The following is a 22,181-nucleotide window of genomic DNA, read 5'->3' as shown; positions in this document are numbered from 1 at the left end:
TGACATGGTGTCGGGCGGCACTGTGTTTGCCCGACCTGCGGGCTGAGTTGTCGGCCGGGTAAGCTGCGCGCCACCCGGCACTGCCTGAAAGTGCGAAGAGGTGATGTATGTGCGAATTGCTCGGGATGAGCGCGAATGTGCCAACAGATATTTGTTTTAGCTTTACCGGGCTGGTTCAGCGCGGTGGAGGCACCGGCCCGCATAAAGATGGCTGGGGTATTACCTTTTATGAAGGTAAAGGCTGTCGCACATTTAAAGATCCGCAGCCCAGCTTCCAGTCGCCGATTGCGAAACTGGTACAGGACTATCCCATCAAATCGTGCTCGGTCATCGCCCATATTCGCCAGGCTAACCGCGGTATCGTTGCGCTGGAAAACACCCATCCCTTTACCCGCGAGCTGTGGGGACGCAACTGGACCTATGCTCATAACGGCCAGTTAGAGGGCTATGAGTCCCTGGATACCGGAAATCTCCAGCCGATCGGCGAGACCGACAGCGAAAAAGCCTTCTGCTGGCTGCTGCACTGCCTGACCGAGCGCTATTCGGGGACGCCGGACGATATGGTTGAAGTGTTCAGCTTTATCGCCACCCTCGCGGGCTCGCTACGGGAAAAAGGCGTCTTTAATATGCTGTTGTCGGACGGGCGTTACGTGATGGCGTTTTGCTCGACGAATCTGCACTGGATTACGCGGCGGGCGCCGTTTGGCGTGGCAACGTTACTGGATCAGGACGTAGAAATCGATTTTCAACGGGAGACCACACCTAACGATGTGGTCACCGTTATCGCCACTCAGCCGCTGACCGGCAACGAGACCTGGCATAAAATCATGCCAGGCGAGTGGGCGTTATTTTGCCTCGGGGACCGTGTAGTTTGAAGCCAGCTGCGGCTGGATAACTTCATGACTGAGCGGCTTGCTGACGATATAGCGGCCATCGGCCACTGAGATAACCGGCGGCTTATGGGTTTGCTGGAAATAGTCGTAGCCTGGCTTCAGCTGTTTCCAGAAATCCGCATAGTAGGAGTATTTGTGGCGTTCCATATTGGCATTGGTCATGCGGAAAGGATAAATGCTGACCTGCACGCTGGACTGGCCGAACACGAGCGCGCCGGTTACAAACTGGAAAATCTCATCAATGCCGGTATCGGTCATCGCGTAGCAGCCGATGGATACGCAGGCACCGTGAATCATCAGGTATTTACCTTCATAACCATGGGCGCGATCGTAGGCGTTCGGGAAGCCGATATTAATGGCTTTATAGAAACGGCTGTCAGGCTTGAGCTGATTGCGCGTCACGCTATAAAACCCTTCCGGACTTTTGAAGTCGCCCTGACGCTGCTTCGGCCCCAGACCGCCGGAATAGTTACAGATCCGGTAGCTGTCGAGTAGCTGGTAGGTTTCGCCCATTTTGACGTAGAGATCGAGCGTACGCTCTTCTTTGAAGATCTCAATGTAAACCGGGGAACCCATTAATTGTTGCTTGTATTCTTTGCTAACCGGCGTCGTCGAGCCGCTATTGCTGAGTAACCCAGCAAATGAAACGCACGGCAACAGAAGCATCGCAATAAATAATGCGATTTTGCGCATACTGCTTGTTCCTTGATAAATCAAAAACCACATTGCCAGGACGGCAAGAGATACCCGAAATCAGACTTTTCTGGATTTAGAGCGCTCACATTAGCATCACGGCATTTTTTCGCAAGCGCGGCCTTACCGCGTTTACAATTTAGTTGTCCTTTATAGCGAATCCGACGTCAAAGCGCAGTCAGAACTTTGCGCAATAGATCTCATTTTATAGGTAGTTAATCGTGGTTTATCTACTGACGCCGCTCACGAAATGTTACACTTGCGCCGCTTAACGATCAGGGTAAGAAAGGATGCTTCTCTCCCGTCTTGTGAACCGCCAGGACTCAGCTTTTCCTTTTCTCTGATTTCCCATCAATGTTGCTGGCCTCGGTCTGATATCGAGGTTTAAGTTACGGATACCTGCTAACGATATGATTAAAATCACGAAAGGGCTGAATCTGCCCATAGCTGGCATGCCATCACAGCAGAAAACTTCTCAGGTTGCCGTCAAACGCGTCGCGCTGCTGGGCGAGGAGTACGTCGGTATGCGCCCCTCAATGGCGGTGCGCGAAGGTGACCGGGTACAAAAAGGGCAGATCCTCTTCGAAGACAAAAAGAACCCCGGCGTCTGCTTTACCGCACCTGCGGCTGGGGTGATTGGCGCCATCCATCGCGGCGAACGTCGGGTTCTGCAATCCATTGTTATCGATGTCGACGGCGATGAGGCCGTCTCCTTCCCCCGCTATGCACCGGGCGACCTGGCTGGATTGGCGCGGGAAACTGTGCAGCAGCTGCTGCTGACTTCCGGCCAATGGACGGCATTCCGCACTCGTCCGTTTAGTAAAACGCCGGTGCCGGGGAGCGTACCGGCGGCGATTTTCGTGACCGCTATTGATACCAACCCGCTGGCGGCAGATCCGCAACCGATTATTCTGGCCCACCGCGAGGCCTTCGATGCGGGACTCACCGTGCTCACCAGCCTGACGGATGGCAAAGTGCATGTCTGCCAGGCCAGCGGCGGCAAGCTCGGTGGCCACCCCGCAGGGCAGGTGACCTTTAACCAGTTCGCCGGGCCGCATCCGGCCGGGCTGGCAGGCACCCATATCCATTTCCTTGAGCCCGTCAGCCTGAATAAACAGGTCTGGCACCTTAACTATCAAGATGTTATCGCCATCGGCCGGCTGTTTCTCGACGGGGAACTTTACAGCAAACGCGTGATTGCGCTCGGGGGCCCGCAGGTCAAAGAGCCGCGGCTGATCGAAACCTGCTGCGGCGCCAGTCTTGATGAACTGCTGGCCGGTGAGCTGCTGGCGGGGGAAAACCGGGTCATTTCCGGCTCGGTGCTGAGCGGTACCCACGCCCAGGGGCCGTATGCGTTCCTTGGTCGCTATCACCTGCAGGTGAGCGTCGTGAAGGAAGGGCGTGAGAAGGAGCTGTTTGGTTGGGTGATGCCGGGCAAAGACAAATTTTCGATTACCCGCACCACGCTCGGACATTTTCTCAAACACAAACTGTTCAGTTTCTCAACGGATACCAACGGCGGCGAGCGTGCGATGGTTCCCATCGGCAACTACGAGCGCGTGATGCCGCTGGATATTCTGCCGACGCATCTGCTGCGGGATTTGCTGGCGGGAGACACCGACAGCGCGCAGGCGCTGGGCTGCCTGGAGCTGGATGAAGAAGATTTAGCGCTCTGCACCTACGTCTGCCCGGCAAAATATGAATACGGCCCGCTGCTGCGTGACGTCTTAACCCGCATTGAGCAGGAAGGATAAGTGATGGGTTTGAAAAATCTGCTGGAAAAAATTGAGCCGCACTTCACCCACGGCGGCAAACTGGAAAAGTACTACCCGTTGTATGAGGCGGCGGCGACTATTTTCTATACCCCGGGTCAGGTGACGAAAGGGGCCTCTCACGTCCGTGATGCCATCGACCTCAAGCGGATGATGATCCTGGTGTGGCTGGCGGTGTTCCCGGCGATGTTCTGGGGCATGTACAACGTCGGGCTGCAAACTATCCCGGCGCTACACAAACTCTACGGCGCGGAGCAGCTGCAGCAGGTGATCGCCAGCCACTGGCACTATAGCGTGGCGCAGTGGCTGGGGGTGAACTTTGGCCCGGATGCGGGCTGGCTGAGCATGATGGGGCTGGGCGCAGTGTTCTTCCTGCCCATTTATCTCACCGTGTTTATCGTCGGCGGCTTTTGGGAAGTGCTGTTCGCCATCGTGCGCAAACACGAAATCAACGAAGGCTTTTTTGTTACCTCCATTCTGTTCGCGCTGATTGTGCCGCCGACGCTGCCGTTATGGCAGGCGGCGCTGGGCATCAGTTTTGGCGTGGTGATTGGCAAAGAGATCTTCGGCGGCACCGGGCGTAACTTCCTCAACCCGGCGCTGGCCGGGCGTGCATTTCTGTTCTTCGCCTATCCGGCGCAAATTTCCGGCGATCTGGTGTGGACGGCGGCGGACGGTTTCTCCGGCGCAACGCCGCTTTCTCAGTGGGCGAGCCGCGGCGGTGAAGCGCTGGTGAATGTCACCAGCGGCCAGCCGGTCAGCTGGATGGATGCCTTCCTCGGCAATATTCCCGGCTCCATCGGCGAGGTCTCGACGCTGATGATTCTGCTTGGCGGCGCCATCATCATTTTCGGTCGCGTCGCCTCCTGGCGCATTGTCGCCGGGGTGATGATTGGCATGATTGCCACGGCAACGCTGTTTAACTTTGTTGGCTCTGATACCAACCCGATGTTTGCCATGCCGTGGTACTGGCATCTGGTGCTCGGCGGTTTTGCCTTTGGCATGATGTTTATGGCGACCGACCCGGTGTCGGCGTCGTTCACCGACAAAGGAAAGTGGGCATACGGTGCGCTGATTGGCGCGATGTGCGTGCTGATCCGCGTGGTGAACCCGGCCTATCCGGAAGGGATGATGCTGGCCATTCTGTTTGCCAACCTCTTTGCGCCACTGTTCGATTACCTGGTGGTGCAGGCCAATATCAAGCGGAGGAAGTCGCGTGGCTGAGAAAAAAAGTAACGATAGCATCGGCAAAACGCTGCTGGTGGTGCTGGTGCTTTGCCTGGTCTGCTCGGTCATTGTTGCCGGTTCTGCGGTGGGGCTGAAGCCGCGCCAGCAGGAGCAAAAAGCGCTCGATAAACAGCGTAACATTCTCTCCGTTGCCGGGCTTATGCAGCCGGACATGAAGCAGGAGGAGATTGCCTCGGTGTTTGCCGAGCGCATCAGCCCGCGGCTGCTGGATTTGAAAAGCGGCGAACTGCTGGAAAAAGATCCGGACTCCTTTAATCAGGGGCTGGCGCTGAAAGATCCTGAGCAAAGTACCGTGCTGGAGGCCAGCCAGGATCCGGCGGGCATCAAGCGTCGTACTAACGTGGTGGAAATCTACCTCGTGAAAGACGAGCAGAAAAAGGTTCAGGAAGTGGTGCTGCCGATTTACGGCAACGGCCTGTGGTCGATGATGTACGCCTTTGTGGCGCTTGATACCGATGGCCGTACCGTGAAAGGCATCACCTATTACGATCAGGGCGAAACGCCGGGCCTTGGCGGCGAAGTGGAAAACCCCGCCTGGCGTAAACAGTTCATCGGCAAAAAAGTGCTCGACGACAGCGGCATGCCGGCGCTGAAAGTGGTGAAAGGCGGTGCGCGTCAGGGTGATGACTACGCGGTTGACGGCCTTTCCGGCGCAACGCTCACGTCCAACGGCGTGCAGCACAGTTTTGATTTCTGGATGGGGGAGCAGGGCTTTGGTCCGTTCCTCAAGCAGATTCGTGAAGGAGGCCTGAACAATGGCTGAGCTCGATGAGATGAAAGAAGTAAAACGGGTGCTGGTTGGGCCGTTGATTAGCAACAACCCTATTGCCCTGCAGGTGCTGGGGGTCTGTTCGGCGCTGGCGGTGACCACCAAGCTGGAAACCGCATTCGTCATGACTATCGCGGTAACGCTGGTGACGGCGTTTTCCAGCATGTTTATCTCGATGATCCGCCACCATATTCCCAACAGCGTGCGCATTATCGTGCAGATGGCGATCATCGCCTCGCTGGTGATCGTCGTCGATCAGCTGCTGCGCGCCTACGCCTACGAAGTCTCCAAACAGCTGTCGGTGTTCGTCGGGCTTATCATCACCAACTGTATCGTGATGGGGCGCGCGGAAGCGTATGCCATGAAGTCGCCGCCGCTGGCGAGCTTTATGGACGGTATCGGTAACGGTCTGGGCTACGGCGCCATTCTGATGATTGTCGGTTTCCTGCGCGAGCTTATCGGCAGCGGCAAACTGTTTGGCGTCACCGTGCTGCAAACCGTGCAGAACGGCGGCTGGTATCAGCCGAACGGCCTGTTCCTGCTCGCGCCGAGCGCGTTTTTCATCATCGGTCTGCTGATCTGGGCGCTGCGCAGCTGGAAGCCGGAACAGCAGGAGAAGGAGTAACCGAGTATGGCTCATTACCTCAGTCTTTTTGTCCGCGCGGTGTTTGTTGAAAACATGGCGCTGGCCTTCTTCCTCGGCATGTGTACGTTTCTTGCGGTGTCGAAGAAAGTCTCCACGGCGTTTGGTCTTGGCGTAGCGGTGACGGTGGTGCTCGGCATTTCCGTGCCGGTGAACAACCTGATTTATAACCTCGTACTGCGCGACGGTGCGCTGGTGGACGGGGTGGATTTGAGCTTCCTCAACTTCATCACCTTTATCGGGGTGATCGCCGCGCTGGTGCAGATTCTGGAGATGATCCTCGATAAGTATTTCCCGTCGCTGTACAACGCACTGGGGATCTTCCTGCCGCTTATTGCCGTGAACTGCGCCATTTTTGGCGGCGTCTCCTTTATGGTGCAGCGCGACTATAACTTCCCGGAATCCATCGTGTATGGCTTCGGCTCCGGTATCGGCTGGATGCTGGCGATTGTGGCGATGGCGGGCATCCGCGAAAAAATGAAATACGCAAATGTGCCCGCGGGTCTGCGCGGGTTAGGGATCACCTTTATTACCACAGGTCTGATGGCGCTGGGCTTTATGTCATTCTCCGGTGTGCAGCTATAAGGGCGGAAAGTATGGAAATTATTCTTGGCGTCGTGATGTTCACGCTGATCGTGCTGGTGCTGTCGGGGCTGATCCTGGCGGCGCGCTCGAAGCTGGTCAACGCCGGTGATGTGGTTATTGAAATCAATAATGAAGCGGATAAACAGATTCGCACGCCGGCGGGCGATAAGCTGCTGAATACGCTGTCCAGCAACGGGATCTTTATCTCTTCTGCCTGCGGCGGCGGCGGTTCCTGCGGCCAGTGCCGGGTGACGGTGAAGGAGGGGGGCGGTGATATCCTGCCTACCGAACTTTCCCATATCAGCAAACGCGAGGCGAAAGAGGGCTGCCGTCTGGCCTGTCAGGTCGCCGTGAAACAAAACATGAAGATCGCGCTGCCGGAAGAGATTTTTGGCGTCAAAAAATGGGAGTGTGAAGTTATCTCCAATGATAACAAAGCGACTTTCATTAAAGAGCTGAAGCTGGCCATCCCGGAAGGCGAAAGCGTGCCGTTCCGCGCGGGCGGCTATATTCAGATTGAATGTCCGTCGCATAAAGTGGCGTATGCCGATTTTGACGTGCCGGACGAGTACCGTGCGGACTGGGATAAATTTAATCTGTTCCGCTATGTTTCCGAGGTTAAAGAGCCGACGCTGCGCGCCTATTCGATGGCGAACTATCCGGATGAGAAGGGCATCATTATGCTCAACGTGCGTATTGCGACGCCACCGCCGAAAGTGCCGGATGCGCCGCCGGGGATCATGTCTTCGTATATCTGGTCGCTGAAAGCCGGTGATAAGGTGACGATTTCCGGGCCGTTCGGCGAGTTCTTCGCGAAAGAGACGGACGCCGAGATGGTCTTTATCGGCGGTGGCGCTGGTATGGCGCCCATGCGTTCGCATATTTTCGACCAGCTTAAACGGTTGCACAGCAAGCGCAAAATCAGCTTCTGGTACGGCGCCCGTTCGCTGCGTGAAATGTTCTATGACGATGAGTTTGAACAGCTGGCACGTGAAAATCCGAACTTTACCTTCCACGTGGCGCTTTCCGATCCGCAGCTGGAAGATAACTGGAACGGCCACACCGGCTTTATTCACAATGTGCTGTATGAAAACTACCTGCGCGATCATCCGGCGCCGGAGGACTGCGAGTTTTATATGTGTGGGCCGCCGGTGATGAATGCCGCAGTGATCAAGATGCTAAAAGATCTTGGCGTTGAGGATGACAACATCATGTTGGATGACTTTGGAGGTTAATGATGTTGACGGTGTTTGTGGCAACCTTCGTCATTTTCGCGCTGGTTATTCTGGGGATGTCCTTAGGATATCTGATAAAGCGCAAAAGTCTCCAGGGCAGCTGCGGCGGTATCTCATCGCTGGGGCTTGAGAAGGTCTGCGACTGCCCGGAGCCGTGCGATGCACGTAAAAAGCGCATGGCTCGTGAAGCACAGCGCCAGCAAAATCGGATCCTCTGATCTCTCCGTAGGCCCGGCAAGCTTGCGCCGCCGGGCATTATTGCCTGATGGCGCAAGCTTATCAGCCCTACAAACCCCGCTTCTCATTCCTTGTATTATTACTGTATACTTAACCAGTAATCGTTGAGGGCTGAGTATGCGCAAAATTATCCATGTCGATATGGACTGCTTTTTTGCCGCCGTGGAAATGCGGGATAATCCAGCCCTGCGTGATATCCCCATTGCCATCGGCGGTAGCCGGGTACAGCGGGGGGTGATCAGCACGGCCAACTATCCGGCGCGCAAATTTGGCGTACGCAGCGCGATGCCGACCGCGATGGCCCTCAAGCTTTGCCCGCATTTAACCCTGCTACCCGGCCGCTTTGATGCCTACAAAGAGGCCTCGTCCCATATCCGGGAAATCTTCTCACGCTACACGTCGTTAATTGAACCGCTGTCTCTGGATGAGGCGTATCTCGACGTCAGCGATAGCGTTCACTGCCAGGGCTCTGCGACGCTGATCGCGGAAGAGATTCGCCAGACCATTTTTCACGAGCTTCAACTGACCGCCTCTGCCGGTATCGCGCCGGTAAAATTTCTGGCGAAAATTGCTTCCGATATGAATAAACCCAACGGTCAGTTTGTGATTGCGCCGCATCAGGTCGCGGAGTTTGTCCGAACGCTGCCGCTGGCGAAGATCCCCGGCGTGGGGAAAGTCTCAGCCGCAAAGCTGGAAAGCATGGGGCTGCGTACCTGTGAAGATGTGCAGAAAAGCGACCTGGCGATGTTGCTCCGCCGTTTTGGTAAGTTGGGTCGGATCCTGTGGGAGCGTAGCCAGGGAATCGATGAGCGGGAGATCAACAACACCCGACAGCGTAAATCGGTTGGCGTTGAGCGTACGCTGGTGGAGGATATCCACGAGTGGTCTGCCTGTGAGAGCATCATTGAGCACCTCTATCCAGAGCTGGAGCGGCGGGTGCTGAAGGTCAAACCGGACCTTCTGATTGCCCGTCAGGGGGTAAAGCTGAAATTCAATGATTTTCAGCTGACCACTCAGGAACATGTCTGGCCGCGCCTGAATAAAGAGGATTTGCTCTCCACCGCCTACAAAGCCTGGCACGAACGGCGGGGCGGTCGCGGAGTGCGGCTGGTCGGGTTGCATGTGACGCTGCTCGATCCTCAACTGGAGCGGCAGCTGGTGCTGGGGTTATAACGATGCTGAAGATCAGACCTTATCGCGACGATGATTTTACTGCGCTGTGCGCCATTTTTCTGCGCGCGGTACAAGAGACCGCCAGCCATGATTATTCACCCCGCCAGATAGCCGCCTGGGCGCAGATAGACGAGACCCGCTGGCGGCACAAAATGAGGGAGTCTCTGGTATGGGTCGCGGCGATGGACCAGCGTCCTGTGGGGTTTATCACCGCCGTGGACCGCTATATCGATCTCCTGTTTGTAGCGCCGGAGTATGGCCGCCGGGGTATTGCCAGCGCGCTACTCCAGGAACTGTTTACGCAGATACCGCATGGCTCCCTGACGGTCGACGCGAGCATTACGGCAAAACCGTGTTTTGAACGGCATGGTTTCAGGGTCGTGGAAGAACAGCAGGTGGCGGTGCGCGGCGAGACGTTTATTAATTACCGTATGGAGAAGGTGAGACGGCCCGGATAAGGCGCCACGCGCCGCTATCCGGACCGTTTATTGCCGTAACTTACTTCGCAGGAATCGCTTTCAGCAGTTCCGTCAGCAGCGTCCAGTATTGACCAACGCTTTCGATATGCACCTGCTCATCCGGAGAGTGCGGGCCGGTAATGGTAGGCCCGATTGAGACCATATCCATATTCGGGTACGGTTTCTTGAACAGACCGCATTCCAGGCCGGCGTGGATAATCTGGATGTTCGGCGTCTTGTTGAACAGACGCTGATAGGTTTCACGCACCAGATGCATCACCGGTGAGTTCGCGTCCGGCTGCCAGCCAGGGTATGCGCCTTTGGCTTCGGTTTTCGCGCCCGCCAGTTTACCCAGTGAATCCAGCATGCTGACGACGTAATCTTTGCCGCTGTCGATCAGCGAACGAATCAGGCAGTGGATCTCAACATTATCATCGGTCATGGTCACGACGCCGACGTTCAGAGAGGTCTCGACAACGCCTTTTGCCACGTCAGAGTTACGAATAACACCGTTTGGCGTGGCGTTGAGCAGACGCACAAAGCCGTCACGGGATTGCACGGTCAGGGCCGCTTTGTCGTTGACGACAGAGTCCAGCAGCAGCACCAGATTTTTCTCTTTTGCCGCCAGTTCGTTTTTCAGGATGTCCTGATAGGTGGCGACCAGCGCTTTCAGCGCATCGACCTTATCGGCCGCGACCGCGACGGTAGCGAAAGCTTCACGCGGAATGGCGTTACGCAGGGTGCCGCCGTTGAAATCGACCAGACGCAGGTCCAGCTCTTGCGCGTGACCGGCGAGGAAACGGGCCAGCAGCTTGTTGGCGTTCCCCAGACCGACGTGAATTTCGCCGCCGGAGTGACCGCCTTTCAGCCCTTTTAAGGTCAGCTTAAAGCTCTGGAAACCTGCCGGCACCGCTTCGCGGGTTAAGGTCAGGTTGGAGGTAAAGTCGATACCGCCGGCGCAACCCATATAGATTTCGCCCTCTTCTTCAGAGTCGGTATTGATCAGGATATCGGCCTGCAGCCAGTTAGCCTGAAGACCAAACGCGCCGTCCATGCCGGCTTCTTCGGTCATGGTCAGCAGCACTTCCAGCGGGCCATGTACGACGCTGTCATCAGCCAGCACTGCCAGCGCAGAAGCCATACCGATGCCGTTATCCGCGCCCAGGGTGGTGCCGCGCGCTTTGACCCACTCGCCATCGATATATGGCTGAATCGGATCTTTAGTGAAGTCATGAACGGTGTCGTTATTTTTCTGCGGCACCATATCAAGGTGCGCCTGCAGAACAACCGGTTTACGGTTTTCCATACCGGCCGTGGCGGCCTTACGAATCAGAATGTTGCCAACCTGATCGCGTTCTGCGTGTAAGCCTTTTTCTTTTGCCCAGCCCATGATGTGTTCAGCGAGTTGTTCTTCGTGATAGGACGGATGGGGAATGGAGCAGATTTTGGCAAAAATATCCCATAGCGGCTGCGGGGATAATTGAGACAATTCAGACACGATGAGTCTCCTTACGATCGCCTGCAAAAGTCTTTTGCAGGTCGAGGGTTAGCAATAAAAAATACAACAGGCGCAGGCTTGCGCGGTGGGGTTGAGAATACCACTTTCCACGCCGACTGGTAGTGTAAACAACGCAAAAAGCGCTGGGATGGCCGCTTAACACTGGTTTTTAGTGCGTCAGATCTCTATAATCTCGCGCAACCATTTTCCCCCTCGAACATCATTTAAGCCGTATAACACAGGCTGGGACACTTCACATGAGCGAAAAATACGTCGTCACCTGGGACATGTTGCAGATTCACGCCCGCAAACTGGCCAATCGTCTGATGCCTTCTGAACAATGGAAAGGCATTATTGCCGTAAGCCGCGGTGGTCTGGTACCGGGTGCATTACTGGCGCGTGAACTGGGTATTCGTCATGTTGATACCGTTTGCATTTCCAGCTACGACCACGATAACCAGCGCGAGCTGACCGTCCTGAAACGCGCTGAAGGTGATGGTGAAGGTTTCATCGTGATCGATGACCTGGTCGATACCGGCGGTACCGCCGTCGCTATTCGCGAAATGTACCCAAAAGCACACTTCGTTACCATTTTTGCTAAACCGGCTGGTCGTCCGCTGGTTGATGATTATGTTGTTGATATCCCGCAGGATACCTGGATTGAACAACCGTGGGATATGGGCGTGGTGTTCGTACCGCCGATCTCAGGTCGTTAATTTACAAGGTGAGTGCTATTTACCACGCCCGGTTATGCCGGGCGTGGTTTTTTTTGCCCGTATGCAGGTTACAATAGCCCGGAGTGGCAACACGATGGAGGCTGCACATGTCACAAGCTAACCTTAGCGAAACACTGTTTAAACCTCGATTCAAACATCCAGAAACGTCTACGCTGGTGCGCCGGTTTGCGTCGGGTTCGCAACAGCCGATCCACTCTGCGCTCGACGGGAGCAATGTCGATCACTGGTATCGCTTGATTAACCGTCTGATGTGGATCTGGCGCGGCGTGGCGCCACAGGAGATCCTGGATGTGCAGGCGCGCATTGTGATGAGCGATGCTGAGCGTACGGATCCGGAGCTTTATGACACCGTGGTGGGCTATCGCGGCGGCAACTGGATTTTCGAATGGGCCAAACAGGCGATGATCTGGCAGCAAAAGGCCGGGCAGGAAGCCGATCCGCTGAGCAGCGGGCGCCACTGGCTGCATGCATCCAATCTCTATAGCATTGCCGCCTACCCACATATTAAAGGTGATGAGCTGGCGGAGCAGGCGCAGGCGCTGGCTAATCGGGCCTATGAAGAGGCGGCTCTTCGCCTGCCGGGCGAGCTGCGCGAGCTGGAGTTTCCTGTGCCCGGCGGCGCGCCGGTGACCGGCTTTTTACATATGCCGAAAAGCGAAGGTCCGTTCCCGGTGGTCCTGATGTGCGGCGGTCTGGATGCGCTGCAGACGGACTACTACAGCCTGTATGAGAACTATTTTGCGCCGCTGGGGATTGCCATGCTGACGCTGGATATGCCTTCGATAGGCTTCTCGTCAAAATGGAAGCTAACCCAGGATACCAGCCTGCTGCATCAGCATGCGTTGCGGCACCTGACGAATGTGCCGTGGGTCGATCATACCCGGGTTGCAGCGTTCGGTTTCCGTTTTGGGGCGAATGTCGCCGTCCGTCTGGGTTATCTGGAGCCGCAGCGCTTAAAAGCCGTGGCCTGCCTCGGCCCGGTGGTGCATAACCTGCTGGTGGATCCGCTGCACCAGGGCCGGGTTCCGGAAATGTATCTCGACGTTCTGGCATCGCGGCTGGGCATGCACGATGCATCTGATGAAGCATTGCGCATAGAGCTGAACCGCTACTCATTAAAAACCCAGGGGCTTCTGGGCCGTCGCTGTCCGACGCCGATGCTTTCTGGCTTCTGGAAAAACGATCCGTTCAGCCCGGAAGAGGAATCGCGCTTAATTACGTCGTCATCCGCCGATGGTAAGCTGCTTGAGATTCCATTTAAGCCCGTTTATCACAATTTCGATCGCGCATTGCGCCAGATTGCCCGCTGGATCAATCAGAGATTTAGTTAATATATTGCTAAATTTTATTGATTTGGTAAAACAGTTGCATCACTAAAGGAGATCGCAATGACGTTACCGAGTGGACACCTCAAGAGTAAGCTGATTAAGAAATTCACGGCTCTTGGCCCTTATATTCGTGAAGAACAGTGTGAAGACAACCGCTTCTTTTTCGATTGCCTGGCAGTTTGCGTCAATGTAAAACCCGCCCCGGAAAAACGAGAGTTCTGGGGATGGTGGATGGAGATGGAAGCGCAGGCATCACGCTTCACTTACAGCTATCAGTTTGGCCTGTTCGATAAAGAAGGGAGCTGGCGGCCGGTGGCTATTGACGATCCGGAAGTCAGCGAGAAACTTGAGAAAACGCTGCGTGATTTCCACGATCGGGCTAACGCATTGCTGGCGACATTCAGCCTGAAGCTGGAACCCGCCGATGACTTTAGCGAGCCGCTCAGACTGCGCGCCTGATATCTCGCCGATTATCTGGTTATATCGAAAAAAATCCACGCCCGAGCGCGTGGATTTTTTTATTCCTTTACCCGCCCTCAAACTGCCAGATTTTCATTAATCACTGGTGTCGTTGAGTGATGTCGGACTTATTTCCATCACCCTGTTTATAGGATTTTTCTTAGAAGCGCGCCGTACCGAGGAAATGTGTCCCGAGAGAATGCCTGAACAGGCTATCCGTGTTACCGTCACCACATGGCCCTGTAAAATAAAGATATTTATGAAGATTGTATTACTAATGAGTCTGTTAAGCCTGTTTCTTTCTCCGGCATTTGCCGGGACTGCAGTGAAATTGTCCTGCTCGTTACGCAAAAGCGTGACGATCTCAAAATTCCATTACCAGCTGTCGACAATGAAATGGGGCGATCACTTCCAGGTTGCTGCCGGAATAAGACAGGCGCAAACCAAAAGCAATGTCCCGTTTCGCGTGACGCGTTTTCAGAATGGCGACGATCTGGTCTTTTTCCCCGACAGCCAGGACTATTATTTCTTCTATTCCGGGATGGCGACACCTGACCGCTGCATTGTACAGGAGACGTATTCCTATCCGGTTGTTGAGCTACCGCGCTACAAGAAAAGCGAGTAGCCGGCGGCGCAAACAGAGCCCGAAGGGTCATCCCATCGGGACTCCGCTGCCTGGAACGGACGTGAATTAAAGGCCAATACACATGTATTTGATTTCTAAATAGTCTTCAATGCCATACTTCGAGCCTTCGCGGCCCAGACCGGAAGCCTTCACGCCACCAAACGGGGCGACTTCGTTGGAAATCAGCCCGGTATTGATGCCCACAATCCCATACTCCAGCGCTTCGCCGACGCGGAAAACGCGGCTCAAATCACGGGCATAGAAGTAGGCGGCGAGGCCAAATTCAGTATCGTTGGCCTGGCGGATGACATCCGCTTCATCTGTGAAGCGGAACAGAGGAGCCAACGGGCCGAACGTCTCTTCTTTCGCCACTTTTGCACCGTCGGGAACATCGACCAGAATAGTCGGCTGAAAGAAGTTGCCGCCGAGGGCATCCACTTTCCCGCCGGTGATGACCCGGGCGCCTTTCCCGACGGCATCGGCAATATGTTCCTGCACTTTGGCAATGGCTTTCTCATCAATCAACGGTCCGGTTGTGACCCCCGCCTGAAGGCCGTCGCCGAGATGCAGCTGCTCCACCGCCTGCTGCAGTTTTTCGGCAAAACGCGCATACACCCCGTCCTGCACGTACAGGCGATTGGCGCAGACGCAGGTCTGCCCGGCGTTACGAAACTTCGACGCCATGGCGCCTTCTACCGCTTTATCCAGATCGGCATCGTCAAACACGATAAACGGCGCGTTACCGCCCAGTTCGAGCGAAACTTTTTTGATGTCCTGGGCACACTGCGCCATCAGCTGGCGGCCGATTTCCGTGGAGCCGGTAAACGACAGCTTACGCACCAGCGGGTTGCCGGTCAGTTCATTACCTACCGCGCTGGCGGAGCCGGTCACCACGTTAAATACGCCGTCAGGGATCCCGGCGCGTCTGGCCAGTTCGGCCAGCGCCAGCGCGGAAAAAGGGGTCTGGCTGGCGGGTTTGAGTACCATTGTGCAGCCGGCGGCTAACGCCGGGCCGGCTTTACGGGTGATCATCGCCGCTGGAAAATTCCACGGCGTGATCGCGGCGGTAACGCCAATCGGCTGTTTAATCACGATCAGGCGCTTATCGGCCTGATGACCGGGAATGGTATCGCCATAAATGCGTTTTCCCTCTTCGGCAAACCATTCGATAAATGAAGCGGCGTAGCCAATCTCGCCTTTTGCTTCTGCCAGCGGTTTGCCCTGCTCCAGGGTCATCAGCCGGGCCAGATCGTCCTGGTTTGCCATCATCAGATCGAACCAGCGGCGCAGGATCGCGGCGCGCTCTTTTGCCGTTAGCTGTCGCCAGGCGGGAAGGGCGCGATGGGCGGCCTGGATCGCATCGCGCGTCTCTTCTGCGCCCATTTTAGGGACTGAGCCCAGCACCTCTCCGTTCGCCGGGTTGGTCACCGTAATGACATCGCTGCTGAGGGCATCACGCCACTCACCATTGATAAATGCCTGCTGGCGGAACAAGGTTAGGTCATTCAGTTGCATGGTTATTTCCTGTCTCAGAAGGTTAACGGTTGAACGGCGTACTCCAGCGTAGCGGAGAATCAAAAGCGGCGTTTGCGATAGCCTTCACGTTTACCAACGTCTCTCGGCGCGAACCCGCGTCATGCCCGGTAAAGACTTTTCCGGCCCTCTTCTTTTACGCCAGCCAGGTACGCCTGTGTTTGTTTAGTGTAGTCGCCAGAGTCAGATGACAGCAGCGACTAAACAGTGACTAAACAGCGATGACGACGTTTTCACGATGTAAAACCAGCGTCTGAATTCGCGACGCCTGCCACAAAATTCACACATCATGCGCGATGACGGGGGGAAGCAACTTGCTTTTATCTGGCGAGGCGAATACGGTCTGTAACGTTACACTAAAACGTTACAGTAGAAATTTACCCTCCGGTTATGAGTGAAGTCCCTGGCGATTTAGCGAGGCCCGAAGGTGCTACAGACACCTCAACGGTACGTGAAAGGATAACGATGATGAAAATGACACAGTTTTGTTCGGCCAGACGTTTTTTAGCTTTTGCTTGTTTGAGCTCGGCCCTGATAGCGGGAAGTGCGGTGAGCGCCTTAGCCCATGCGGCGCTCAACTTCCGCGTTTATTCTTCTCTCCCCGCGGACGACTCCTCGGCGCACTACATCTGGTTCAGCCGTTTTCAGGAAAACATTAACAACAATGCGAAATTGAAAGGGCAAATTAAGCTCAACTATTTTGCCAATGGCATGTTGGGCAAAGAGGCCGATGCGACGCAGCAGGTTCGCATTGGCGCAATTAATATGATGATCTCCGGTACATCCATTTGGGCCACGCTGGTACCTGAAATGGGCGTCTTGGATCTGGGTTATTTATTTAAAGATTACAGTCAGGTAGGGAAAGCGCTGGACGGCAGCGCCGGGGAAAAACTCTCCGCCTTAATGATGGATAAAGCCAACGTGATGGTGCTCGGCTACGGCTTTAACCTCGGCGCTCGCAATATTTATACCAAAAAGGTAATTGAAAAGCCGGAGGATTTAAAGAACCTGAAAATTCGCGTGCTGCCGGTGCCTAATTTCATTGCCACGTTAAACCATATGGGGGCGGTGGCGATCCCGATGCCGGGCGGTGAAGTCTATTCCAGCCTGCAAATGGGCGTTATTGACGGCGTAGAGCACGATGCCCCGACGATTTATGCGAGCAAATATTATGAAATCATCAAAAACGGCACCCTGACTCGCCACAGCTACAACCCGCTGATGATTGCGATGAATAAAAAGAGTTTCGAACAAATCCCGCCGGAGCTGCGTGCGGACGTGCTGGCGGCGGCGAAAGAGGCGACGGACTATGAACGCATGCAAGCGGGTAAAAAAGAACAGGAAGCAATAAAGAACCTTGAAGCAAAAGGGGTGACGTTCCGCGAAACCGATCGCCAGTTCTTCTATCAGCAGGTGCAGCCCGTGTGGCAGTCGTTCCTCAAGCAATATCCGGATATGAAGCCCATCGTTGATGAAATTACCGCGGCGGCAAAAGACCCGTCATGATCGGCGCCGCTTAACCCGCCCGTGCCACGGCGTGGTTAAGCGGTGAGATTGGCAATCTTGTGGAGAAGATTCAACATGGCTGATATCTCTATTAAAGCAAAGGACGGGTGCGTTGCCCTTGCGCTATTGGGCAAACTGAGCCGCTTTTTAACCACCTTAACCGCCTGGGCCGGAGCGCTGGTGCTGTTTATCAACGTGCTGGTGGTGTTTGCATCCGTCATCTGGCGCTATGCGCTGCACTCGCCCATTCATTGGGCCGAAGAGGTGGCTCGCGCGCTGATGATTGCGCTGGTGTTTTTCGGCGTGGCCACCTCGACGGCGAAAGGGGGCCATATTGGCGTCGATCTGTTCCTGCGTTTCCTGCCTGAACGGGTTCGACCCTATGTCGTTCATGCCAGCCGCTGGATCCTGTTTCTGGTCTCGGTTGGGCTCGTCGTTTCCAGCTACGACCTGGTGCAGGCCGCGCGATTGCAAACCACGGAGACCGGTTTACCGCAGACAATCTACGTCATTCCGGTGCTGATTGGTTCGCTGGTTATGATGGTGGCGGCGCTGGAGCTGGCCTTGCGAGAACGTGTTCGGGTTGTGCTGTTCAGCGGCCTTGGCATTGTGGTTCTGGCCGCCATTGGCTATATGAAACTCTCGCTCATGGCCGATCCCGCCAGCGCTGCTGCCGGGCTAATGCTGATCTGCTTTGTGCTCGGTATTCTCGCCGGCGTACCGATTGCGTTTACCCTTGGTCTGTCGGCGATGGTGTTCTTTATCTGCGATCCGTCATTACCGTTTGTCTTTTTCTCCCAGCAGGTCGCGGCGGGGGTAGATCACTTCGTGCTGTTGGCTATTCCGTTCTTCCTGCTTGCCGGTGCCGCCATGGAGATCAACGGGATGTCAACGCGGCTCGTTGAACTTATCGTGCGTGGCATGGGGCGCTTTCGCGGCGGCCTCAATATGACTACCGTACTGTCGATGGCCTTTTTCTCCGGGATCTCCGGCTCCAAACTGGCAGATGTTGCGGCGGTTGGCGGCGTGCTGATGCCGGCGGTGCGTCGGGCTAAACAGGATGGCGAAGAGGCCGCCGGGGTGTTTGCCGCCTCGGCCGTGATGGCCGAAACAATCCCACCTTGCGTGAATCTGATTGTTATGGGCTTTGTCGCGAACATCTCGATTGGCGCGCTGTTTATTGCAGGCCTGGTGCCCGCCGTCTGCCTGCTGGTACTGCTGATGATTGCCGCCAACCGGTTTGGCGGCAAAATCAACGTTAGCGAAGCGTATCCGGTATTACGGCCGCGCACGCAGCTCTACCTTGGTGCCGCCGTTGGGCTGGTGATGATCTTTATGATTGGCCGCGGCGTTATGATGGGGATCGCCACCTCGACAGAAATCTCCGCTTTTGCAGTGATTTACGCCATCGTCGTCGGTCGCCTTGCATTTCGTGAACTGACGTTCAAAGCGACGGTAAAAATGTTTATCGATATCGCCGCCATGTCCGGAGTGCTGCTGTTTATCGTCGCCTGCGCCACCAGCCTTTCTTATGCGCTGACGATACAGATGATCCCGCAGCAAATAGCGGAATTACTGGTCAGCATTGGGGTTGAGCAGGGAGCCTGGCTGTTTCTGCTATTAACCATCGTTATTCTGGTTATTTTTGGCGCCGTTCTGGAAGGGGCTCCGGCGCTGATTATCTTTGCGCCGATTCTGGTACCGATCGCCGTTCAGCTTGGTTTCAGCCCGCTGCATTTCGGCATCATTATGATTATGGCAATGGGTTTTGGTCTCTTTTCACCGCCTATCGGACTCGGTCTTTATACCACTTGCGCCATTTGCGGCGTGGAGATGAAACACGTTATTCGGCCCATGGCAAAATATCTGGCGGTAGTCTTCGTCGGGATTATTATCGTGGCTATGGTCCCACCATTAACAACATGGTTGCCGGGGCTCGCTGGTTATTAATTGTGAATCCAGTCGTCAACAGTATTCCGTTATTTAAACACGGTTAAAAGAGGCGTCCTGTCAATATCGGCAGGGCGCAAGGTCAACAGGTATCGCTCAGGTTCTGATATTTAACACGCCTGCAGGTGGGGATAACAACGTCCTGAATCTCTCGCTGATAAATATTATGCGCCGATGGCGGATTTATTCTGAAACAGGAGTATGCAATGGGGTCATTAACGGGAAAGAAAGTTTTTATTACTGGCGCTGAGCAAGGTATTGGTAAAGAGACTGCGAGAAAATTAATTGAGGCCGGATGTGATATCTATATTCACTATTTCAGCGGTGAAGAAGGCCCCAGAGAATTAATCGCGATTGCCCAACAGCGGGGAGGCAAGGCCGCCTGCGGCTATGCGGATTTGACCAACGAGGCGGATGCGGCGCGCTGCGTTGCCGAGGGGGCAGCGTTCTTAGGTGGCATCGATATTCTGGTGAATAACGTCGGGGGAATTATTGCCCGCAAATGGCTCGGTGAAATTGACCCGCAGTTCTGGCGTACCGTCATTGATGTCAATATGACGACCATGCTCAATGTGACTCAATCGGCGCTGCCGTGGTTAAAAGAGGCGACTGACGGCGCGAGTATCGTCAATCTCGCCTCGTTAGCCGGACGCTCCGGCGGGCACTCCGGATCGCTGGTCTATTCGATGACTAAAGGCGCGGTGCTGACGTGGACCCGCTCCCTTGCCGCAGAGCTTGGCGAGTTTGGTATTCGGGTGAATGCGGTGGCGCCAGGGCTGATTCTGGGGACACGTTTTCATAACCAGCATACCACTCAGGCCTCGGCCGATCGGACTATCGAAGATATTCCGCTGGGAAGAGCCGGTACGCCTGAAGATATCGCACGCGCGATCTGCTTCCTTGCCTCGGAATACGATGGCTTTATCTCCGGGGCGACTCTGGATATTAACGGCGGTATTTATCGGGCATAAATCTCAGGGCGGGTTATATCCCGCCCATATTAAGAGAACGTAGTCATGATCAAAACAGAAATTATTCATCCGGATTTGCTCCAGGCGTTGGCCCAGTGTGGCCATAAAGCCAATATTCTTATCGCCGATGCTAATTATTCATTTTTAACCAACTCATCTCCGCGGGCGCGGATTATTTATCTCAATTTTTCCCCGGGTTTAATTAGCAGCGTGGTCATCCTGCAAAAAATGCTCGGCTACATCAATATTGAAAAAGCGGTGCTGATGTCCTGCCCGGATGATTTTGATAATACGATTGCGCGTGAATATCGCACTCTGCTTGCTGAGTCGACCGCAGTGGAATATGTGACCCGGGAGGCCTTTTACGCGCTGGCGAAATCGTCGGATACCCTGCTGGTTGTCGCCTCTGGCGAGACCCGCCGCTTTGCCAATATTCTGCTCACCGTCGGCCCGACGCTACTGTGACGCGGGAGAAGGGCAACGTGTTCTTCTCCCGTCACAGGCACAAACACAGCGGCGCGAGAGTCAGACCTCGGGCGCATCGCGTACCGACTGACGGCACACCAGGGAAGGCGTAAACAAAAACTCCTGCGGCGGGAGGGAGGGGTTGTCCGTCCGCTCAATCAGGCGTTGTACCATGACCTCCGCCATATCACTCAGCGGAGGCATCACCGAACTTAATCTGGGATAAACCAGCCCGGAGAGCGGGATGTTATCGATGCCGATGATGGAGATCTCTCCCGGCACGCTAATCCCGGCTTCGTGCAGGCCGGCCATCAGCCCAATGCCGAGCGCGTCATTAATTGCCACAATACCGTCAGGACGGCGCGACTGGCGGCAGATTTTTTGCGCCAGCGATCGGCCCAGTTCGGTCATTTCCGCATCACCGTACGCCGCTTGCGTCTTCTCCTCGACAATCATGCCCTCACGAAATAGCCCGTGGCGTTGCACCGCGCTGAGAAAGCCTTCGATTTTATGGGCGCGGCTCGGGATCATACCGGCGACGGTGGCGAAGGTCAGGTGTCGGCACCCGCGCGCAATCAGATGCTCTGTGGCTAAACGTCCGGCTTCGACGTTATCCATGGATACGCTGTCGAGCGCCAGACCGCCGGAACCGGCGCTGGCCGGCATACGACTGTCGTAGTTGACCATGATCATGCCCTGAGAGGCGGCACGCACAAAATGCGGTTTTTCAATATCACCGGCGGCGACAATAATGCCGCGCACGCCGTGGGCAAACATATCTTCCAGAAAGGCTTCTTCTTCTTCAATCTGACGGTAGGTGTTACCAATCAGCACGCGATAAAAGCGCTTTTTTGCCGCCAGATCCACTTCACGGACCAGCGAGGCGAAGCTGGGGTTGACGATGGACGGAACCAGCAGGCCGATCATTTTGGCCTGGCCCGTTTTCAGCTGCTGGGCGACGCGATTAGGAAAGTAATTGAGCGTTTGCATGCTTTGCTGGATACGCGCCAGCGTCTCTTCGCGCATCTGGTCGGTACGGCCATTGAGCACGTTGGATACGGTGCTGACGGACACGCCAGCATGCTTTGCGACATCGCGAATGTTTGCCATACATCTCCTTTGCAGCGGTGGGCGAGGCGCGGACGAGAGCGATTCTCCGCGCCGCTTTATACGGGGTCGACAAGCCTGATCCTGCATCGTTTTCTGATGAGGATCATCAACAATAACGGTTTAGTGTAACGTTACAGCTGGTGCTGTCAATGCGCTTGCAAACGGCAAGTGATGTCAGCCACGCGACTGCGCCCCAGGCTGCGGGAAACCGCAGGCCCTTTATTTAACCCGGTCCGACACACCGTCGGGGATGTTTCCCGTCGGCATAGCCATCCATGCAGACAGTGAGGAGG

At 55.4% G+C, this 22,181-nt stretch carries 22 protein-coding genes; 18 read left to right on the top strand and 4 right to left on the bottom strand.

All coding sequences use genetic code 11. The annotated features are described in order from the left end of the window. Positions 1-107 precede the first annotated feature (107 nt). The gene (locus tag Q1L34_RS21325; RefSeq protein WP_004858226.1) at positions 108-875 is read left to right on the top strand and encodes a class II glutamine amidotransferase; all 768 of its coding nucleotides are present in this window, start codon (positions 108-110) and stop codon (positions 873-875) included. Here Q1L34_RS21325 and dpaA read toward each other — a convergent pair. Next, positions 846-1,586 (bottom strand): peptidoglycan meso-diaminopimelic acid protein amidase, encoded by a 741-nt coding sequence (gene dpaA / locus Q1L34_RS21320; RefSeq protein ID WP_015585090.1) that lies wholly within the window; start codon positions 1,584-1,586, stop codon positions 846-848. The two genes, Q1L34_RS21325 and dpaA, sit on opposite strands and share 30 nt — an antisense overlap. A 410-nt stretch (positions 1,587-1,996) precedes the next feature. Here dpaA and Q1L34_RS21315 point away from each other — a divergent pair, with 410 nt between their 5' ends. The 9 genes from Q1L34_RS21315 to Q1L34_RS21275 all read left to right on the top strand — a co-directional run bounded on the left by Q1L34_RS21315 (position 1,997) and on the right by Q1L34_RS21275 (position 9,706). Continuing rightward, positions 1,997-3,340 (top strand): Na(+)-translocating NADH-quinone reductase subunit A, encoded by a 1,344-nt coding sequence (locus Q1L34_RS21315; RefSeq protein WP_327204275.1) that lies wholly within the window; start codon positions 1,997-1,999, stop codon positions 3,338-3,340. 3 nt (positions 3,341-3,343) lie between these two features. Continuing rightward, complete coding sequence (locus tag Q1L34_RS21310) at positions 3,344-4,582, top strand: NADH:ubiquinone reductase (Na(+)-transporting) subunit B (protein ID WP_004858236.1); 1,239 nt, start codon at positions 3,344-3,346, stop codon at positions 4,580-4,582. Next, entirely contained in the window at positions 4,575-5,369 is a 795-nt protein-coding gene (locus Q1L34_RS21305) for a Na(+)-translocating NADH-quinone reductase subunit C (RefSeq protein WP_004858241.1), read from the top strand. The genes Q1L34_RS21310 and Q1L34_RS21305 overlap by 8 nt, the downstream gene beginning before the upstream one ends. Next, a complete protein-coding gene (locus tag Q1L34_RS21300; RefSeq protein ID WP_004858245.1) occupies positions 5,362-6,000 on the top strand; it encodes an NADH:ubiquinone reductase (Na(+)-transporting) subunit D in 639 nt (212 codons plus the stop codon). Before Q1L34_RS21305 ends, Q1L34_RS21300 begins: the two co-directional genes overlap by 8 nt. Positions 6,001-6,006: 6 nt before the next feature. Next, the gene (gene nqrE, locus Q1L34_RS21295) at positions 6,007-6,603 is read left to right on the top strand and encodes an NADH:ubiquinone reductase (Na(+)-transporting) subunit E (protein WP_004858248.1); all 597 of its coding nucleotides are present in this window, start codon (positions 6,007-6,009) and stop codon (positions 6,601-6,603) included. Between the two features lie 11 nt (positions 6,604-6,614). Continuing rightward, entirely contained in the window at positions 6,615-7,838 is a 1,224-nt protein-coding gene (gene nqrF / locus Q1L34_RS21290; protein WP_015585087.1) for an NADH:ubiquinone reductase (Na(+)-transporting) subunit F, read from the top strand. A 2-nt stretch (positions 7,839-7,840) separates the two neighbouring features. Next, on the top strand, positions 7,841-8,056 hold the full coding sequence (gene nqrM / locus Q1L34_RS21285) for a (Na+)-NQR maturation NqrM (protein WP_004858255.1): 216 nt from the start codon (positions 7,841-7,843) through the stop codon (positions 8,054-8,056). A 136-nt stretch (positions 8,057-8,192) separates the two neighbouring features. Further along, positions 8,193-9,248, top strand: coding sequence for a DNA polymerase IV (dinB, locus tag Q1L34_RS21280; protein ID WP_327204274.1), 1,056 nt, complete (start codon positions 8,193-8,195; stop codon positions 9,246-9,248). Positions 9,249-9,253: 5 nt separating this feature from the next. Beyond that, positions 9,254-9,706 carry a GNAT family N-acetyltransferase gene (locus Q1L34_RS21275; RefSeq protein ID WP_032724333.1) on the top strand — a complete coding sequence of 151 codons (453 nt, stop codon included), beginning with the start codon at positions 9,254-9,256 and terminating at the stop codon, positions 9,704-9,706. Positions 9,707-9,746: 40 nt separating this feature from the next. Here Q1L34_RS21275 and pepD read toward each other — a convergent pair whose 3' ends face one another. Further along, a complete protein-coding gene (gene pepD, locus Q1L34_RS21270) occupies positions 9,747-11,204 on the bottom strand; it encodes a cytosol nonspecific dipeptidase (RefSeq protein ID WP_004858263.1) in 1,458 nt (485 codons plus the stop codon). Positions 11,205-11,461: 257 nt separating this feature from the next. On the opposite strand from pepD, the gene gpt reads away from it, so the two are divergent. The 4 genes from gpt (at position 11,462) to Q1L34_RS21250 (ending at position 14,353) form a co-directional block, all read left to right on the top strand. Further along, on the top strand, positions 11,462-11,920 hold the full coding sequence (gpt, locus tag Q1L34_RS21265; RefSeq protein WP_004858267.1) for a xanthine phosphoribosyltransferase: 459 nt from the start codon (positions 11,462-11,464) through the stop codon (positions 11,918-11,920). A gap of 107 nt (positions 11,921-12,027) precedes the next feature. Then, positions 12,028-13,272, top strand: coding sequence for an esterase FrsA (gene frsA, locus Q1L34_RS21260; protein WP_004858270.1), 1,245 nt, complete (start codon positions 12,028-12,030; stop codon positions 13,270-13,272). A gap of 57 nt (positions 13,273-13,329) precedes the next feature. Then, the gene (crl, locus tag Q1L34_RS21255; protein WP_004858274.1) at positions 13,330-13,728 is read left to right on the top strand and encodes a sigma factor-binding protein Crl; all 399 of its coding nucleotides are present in this window, start codon (positions 13,330-13,332) and stop codon (positions 13,726-13,728) included. A 259-nt stretch (positions 13,729-13,987) separates the two neighbouring features. After that, positions 13,988-14,353 carry a hypothetical protein gene (locus Q1L34_RS21250; RefSeq protein WP_032717161.1) on the top strand — a complete coding sequence of 122 codons (366 nt, stop codon included), beginning with the start codon at positions 13,988-13,990 and terminating at the stop codon, positions 14,351-14,353. Between the two features lie 66 nt (positions 14,354-14,419). Here the strand turns inward: Q1L34_RS21250 and gabD are convergent, their stop codons facing one another. Continuing rightward, the gene (gabD, locus tag Q1L34_RS21245; RefSeq protein WP_004858280.1) at positions 14,420-15,868 is read right to left on the bottom strand and encodes an NADP-dependent succinate-semialdehyde dehydrogenase; all 1,449 of its coding nucleotides are present in this window, start codon (positions 15,866-15,868) and stop codon (positions 14,420-14,422) included. A gap of 567 nt (positions 15,869-16,435) precedes the next feature. Between gabD and Q1L34_RS21240 the strand changes: the two genes are divergently transcribed. From Q1L34_RS21240 to Q1L34_RS21225, 4 genes are all read left to right on the top strand, one after another. Continuing rightward, positions 16,436-17,392: a TRAP transporter substrate-binding protein gene (locus Q1L34_RS21240; protein ID WP_224050084.1), complete on the top strand. Its 957-nt coding sequence runs from the start codon at positions 16,436-16,438 to the stop codon at positions 17,390-17,392. Positions 17,393-17,467: 75 nt separating this feature from the next. After that, positions 17,468-19,342 (top strand): TRAP transporter large permease, encoded by a 1,875-nt coding sequence (locus Q1L34_RS21235; protein WP_004858284.1) that lies wholly within the window; start codon positions 17,468-17,470, stop codon positions 19,340-19,342. A 206-nt stretch (positions 19,343-19,548) separates the two neighbouring features. After that, positions 19,549-20,313: an SDR family NAD(P)-dependent oxidoreductase gene (locus tag Q1L34_RS21230; RefSeq protein ID WP_015585083.1), complete on the top strand. Its 765-nt coding sequence runs from the start codon at positions 19,549-19,551 to the stop codon at positions 20,311-20,313. A 45-nt stretch (positions 20,314-20,358) separates the two neighbouring features. After that, the gene (locus Q1L34_RS21225; RefSeq protein WP_015585082.1) at positions 20,359-20,778 is read left to right on the top strand and encodes an RbsD/FucU family protein; all 420 of its coding nucleotides are present in this window, start codon (positions 20,359-20,361) and stop codon (positions 20,776-20,778) included. 60 nt (positions 20,779-20,838) lie between these two features. Here Q1L34_RS21225 and Q1L34_RS21220 read toward each other — a convergent pair whose 3' ends face one another. After that, the gene (locus tag Q1L34_RS21220) at positions 20,839-21,888 is read right to left on the bottom strand and encodes a LacI family DNA-binding transcriptional regulator (RefSeq protein ID WP_004858294.1); all 1,050 of its coding nucleotides are present in this window, start codon (positions 21,886-21,888) and stop codon (positions 20,839-20,841) included. Between the last annotated feature and the right edge of the window lie 293 nt (positions 21,889-22,181).

This window comes from Klebsiella ornithinolytica, from assembly GCF_030505655.1.
GTDB classification, from domain to species: Bacteria; Pseudomonadota; Gammaproteobacteria; order Enterobacterales; family Enterobacteriaceae; genus Klebsiella; species Klebsiella ornithinolytica.
Note: the sequence above shows the minus strand (reverse complement) of the source record. Positions and strands in the feature narration are given on the sequence as shown.

Excerpts from the sequence above, each read along its gene's own strand:
- Q1L34_RS21325 (WP_004858226.1), top strand. The coding sequence starts at position 108 with ATGTGCGAATTGCTCGGGATGAGCGCGAATGTGCCAACAGATATTTGT.
- Q1L34_RS21235 (WP_004858284.1), top strand. The coding sequence starts at position 17,468 with ATGGCTGATATCTCTATTAAAGCAAAGGACGGGTGCGTTGCCCTTGCG.
- gabD (WP_004858280.1), bottom strand. The coding sequence starts at position 15,868 with ATGCAACTGAATGACCTAACCTTGTTCCGCCAGCAGGCATTTATCAAT.
- frsA (WP_004858270.1), top strand. The coding sequence starts at position 12,028 with ATGTCACAAGCTAACCTTAGCGAAACACTGTTTAAACCTCGATTCAAA.
- Q1L34_RS21315 (WP_327204275.1), top strand. The coding sequence starts at position 1,997 with ATGATTAAAATCACGAAAGGGCTGAATCTGCCCATAGCTGGCATGCCA.
- dinB (WP_327204274.1), top strand. The coding sequence starts at position 8,193 with ATGCGCAAAATTATCCATGTCGATATGGACTGCTTTTTTGCCGCCGTG.
- gpt (WP_004858267.1), top strand. The coding sequence starts at position 11,462 with ATGAGCGAAAAATACGTCGTCACCTGGGACATGTTGCAGATTCACGCC.
- Q1L34_RS21220 (WP_004858294.1), bottom strand. The coding sequence starts at position 21,888 with ATGGCAAACATTCGCGATGTCGCAAAGCATGCTGGCGTGTCCGTCAGC.
- Q1L34_RS21225 (WP_015585082.1), top strand. The coding sequence starts at position 20,359 with ATGATCAAAACAGAAATTATTCATCCGGATTTGCTCCAGGCGTTGGCC.
- Q1L34_RS21230 (WP_015585083.1), top strand. The coding sequence starts at position 19,549 with ATGGGGTCATTAACGGGAAAGAAAGTTTTTATTACTGGCGCTGAGCAA.
- Q1L34_RS21310 (WP_004858236.1), top strand. The coding sequence starts at position 3,344 with ATGGGTTTGAAAAATCTGCTGGAAAAAATTGAGCCGCACTTCACCCAC.
- dpaA (WP_015585090.1), bottom strand. The coding sequence starts at position 1,586 with ATGCGCAAAATCGCATTATTTATTGCGATGCTTCTGTTGCCGTGCGTT.
- nqrF (WP_015585087.1), top strand. The coding sequence starts at position 6,615 with ATGGAAATTATTCTTGGCGTCGTGATGTTCACGCTGATCGTGCTGGTG.
- crl (WP_004858274.1), top strand. The coding sequence starts at position 13,330 with ATGACGTTACCGAGTGGACACCTCAAGAGTAAGCTGATTAAGAAATTC.
- Q1L34_RS21300 (WP_004858245.1), top strand. The coding sequence starts at position 5,362 with ATGGCTGAGCTCGATGAGATGAAAGAAGTAAAACGGGTGCTGGTTGGG.
- nqrE (WP_004858248.1), top strand. The coding sequence starts at position 6,007 with ATGGCTCATTACCTCAGTCTTTTTGTCCGCGCGGTGTTTGTTGAAAAC.
- nqrM (WP_004858255.1), top strand. The coding sequence starts at position 7,841 with ATGTTGACGGTGTTTGTGGCAACCTTCGTCATTTTCGCGCTGGTTATT.
- Q1L34_RS21250 (WP_032717161.1), top strand. The coding sequence starts at position 13,988 with ATGAAGATTGTATTACTAATGAGTCTGTTAAGCCTGTTTCTTTCTCCG.